This is a genomic window from Isoptericola sp. NPDC057191 (genome assembly GCF_042670225.1).
GTDB lineage: Bacteria > Actinomycetota > Actinomycetes > Actinomycetales > Cellulomonadaceae > Isoptericola.
On the sequence record NZ_JBHUWC010000296.1, the window covers coordinates 1 to 2393 of the forward strand.

Genomic DNA, 2393 nt, shown 5'->3' on the forward strand with positions numbered 1-2393 from the left:
GGCTGGCGGGGACGGTCAGGCGCCGGCCTCGATCGCCGTCGGCGACGAGGCGGCGTGGCTGACCTCGATCCGGCGCGGCCTGGCCTCCTCGGACACCGGGATGGTGAGGGTGAGCACGCCGTCGGCGTAGGACGCGCTGATCCGGTCGAGCGCCAGACCGCGACCCAGGGTGAGCTGCCGTGCCACGGTGCCGGACTGGCGCTCGCGCAGCAGCCACTGCCCCTCCGCGGAGCGGGGCGTGCGCTCGGCCCTGATCGTCAGCGTGCGGTCCTCGCACGAGACGTCGATGCTGCCCGGGTCGATGCCGGGCAGGTCCGCCGCCAGGACGAAGTGGTCTCCCTCGCGGAAGAGGTCCATCGGCATGGTCGGCGCGTTGCGCGTGTTCAGCGCGAGCGAACCGAAGAGCCGGTCCATCTCCTGGAACGGGTCCCAGTAGGTAGCCATCGCACATCACCTCCTCGACGAGGCCGCGGCGCGCGGCCCTGAGCGCGATCGACGTACCGGGCCTTCCGGCACGCTGGCTACAGCACCTGTTTTAGCACTCGACCCCTGAGAGTGCCAGCGTCGGCGGATCGCTCTCGGCGAACGGTCCCTGTCGGCGGACGGTCCTGTCGGCGAACGGTCCTGGGGGCGGGCACGACCGCGCCGGAGCGGCGCGCGTCGGTGGCTCGTGCCACGCTCGTCGCATGTCCACCACGTCCGGGCGCGCCCCGGTGACCCCTCTCGTCGACCTGGGCGGCAGGTCGGCCTGGAGCGTGCTCCCGCCGCTCATCCTCGGCTTCTTCATGATCATGGTCGACACCACGATCGTGAACATCGCCATCCCCACCCTGACCGACCAGTTCTCCGCCTCCCTCATCCAGGTCGGCTGGGTGAACAGCGCCTACCTGCTGTCGTACGCCGTGCTCATGCTGCTCGCCGGCCGCCTCGGGGACCGCTACGGGCAGAAGTCGGTCTTCATCGTCGGGCTCGTCGTGTTCACGACGTTCTCGTTCCTCTGCGGGTTCTCGGGGAACATCGGCTCGGAGCCGGAGATCGGCTGGCTGATCGGGTTCCGGGTCGTCCAGGGCGTCGGCGCCGCGATGATGACCCCGCAGACGATGTCGATGATCACGCGCGTCTTCCCGCCCACCCAGCGCGGTGCGGCGATGGGGCTGTGGGGCGCGACGGCGGGTGTCGCGACGATCGCCGGCCCGCTGCTCGGCGGCATCTTCGTCGAGACGGTCGGCTGGGAGTGGATCTTCTACGTCAACATCCCGGTGGGCGTCGCGGCCCTCTGGTTCTCGGTCACGCGGCTGCCGCACCTCCCCTCGCACGGGACCTCCATGGACCCGTGGGGCGTGGTCCTGTCGGTGATCGGCCTCGCGGCGGTGGTCTTCGGCCTGCAGGAGGGCGAGAACTACGACTGGGGCCACATCTGGGGGCCGTTCTCCGTGTGGTCGGTCGTGGGGCTGGGGCTGCTGGTCCTCGTCGGCTTCGTCTGGTGGCAGCACCGGCAGGGCTCGCGGGCGCTGCTGCCGCTGCGGCTGTTCCGCTCGCGCAACTTCTCGCTCGCCAACGTCGACGGCATGGTCGTGACGTTCGCGATGATCGCCATCTTCTTCCCGCTGACGATCTTCCTGCAGTCCATCCTCGGCCTGACGCCGATCCAGGCGGCGCTCGTGATGATGCCCGGCTCGCTCGTGTCCGGCGTCGTCGCGCCGTTCGCCGGACGTCTCTCCGACCGGGTGCCCGCGAAGTGGGTGGTCGCGGCCGGGTTCGCCGCGATCGCCGGTGCGGTGATCTGGCTCGCCGGCATCCTGGACCCCGACCTGTCGCCGTACGCCCTGCTGTGGCCGATGGCGCTCTTCGGTGTCGGCACCGGCCTCACGTTCTCGCCGCTGTCCAACCTGGCCACGTCGGGCCTCGACGCCCGCACGGCGGGTGCGGGCGCCGGCGCGTTCAACACCAACCGGCAGGTGGGTGGCGTGATCGGGTCCGCCGTCGTCGTGGCCGTGCTCTCGGCCCGTCTCGCGGTCACCGTCCCGGCAGCAGCACAGGACCTGGCCGGGCAGCTGCCCGAGCAGGTGCGGCAGCCCTTCCTCGACGGGATCGCCCAGTCCAGCGGCAGCCTCGGCAGCACGGCGGCCGGGTCGGTGCAGCTGCCCGACTCCGTACCCGCAGCGGTCGCGGAGCAGGTCGGCGCCGTCGCCCAGCAGGCGTTCTTCGCGGGCTTCGCGGACGCCGCGGCCCAGACGCTGCTGCTGGTCGGCGTGGTCCTGGTGGTCGGCGTCGTGTGCGCGGCGGCGATGTCGCCCGTGCAGCACCGCGAGCGCACCGAGGCGCCTGCGCCGGCCTGATGCCCCTCCTGCTGTGAGCGGGCGTCTGGCCCTGTTTCGGGACCGAGACAGGGC

The 2393-nt window shown here is 71.8% G+C and carries 2 protein-coding genes; one reads left to right on the plus strand and one right to left on the minus strand.

Annotation, left to right across the window (positions count from 1 at the left end):
• Positions 1-15: 15 nt before the first annotated feature.
• Entirely contained in the window at positions 16-444 is a 429-nt protein-coding gene (locus ACFT55_RS19960; protein ID WP_380245596.1) for an Hsp20/alpha crystallin family protein, read from the minus strand.
• A gap of 242 nt (positions 445-686) precedes the next feature.
• Between ACFT55_RS19960 and ACFT55_RS19965 the strand changes: the two genes are divergently transcribed.
• A complete protein-coding gene (locus ACFT55_RS19965) occupies positions 687-2339 on the plus strand; it encodes a DHA2 family efflux MFS transporter permease subunit (protein ID WP_380245597.1) in 1653 nt (550 codons plus the stop codon).
• The last annotated feature ends 54 nt before the right edge of the window (positions 2340-2393 follow it).

What these genes read in the sequence shown, in the direction of transcription:
- ACFT55_RS19960 (WP_380245596.1), bottom strand. Translation starts at nt 444, where the DNA reads ATGGCTACCTACTGGGACCCGTTCCAGGAGATGGACCGGCTCTTCGGT.
- ACFT55_RS19965 (WP_380245597.1), top strand. Translation starts at nt 687, where the DNA reads ATGTCCACCACGTCCGGGCGCGCCCCGGTGACCCCTCTCGTCGACCTG.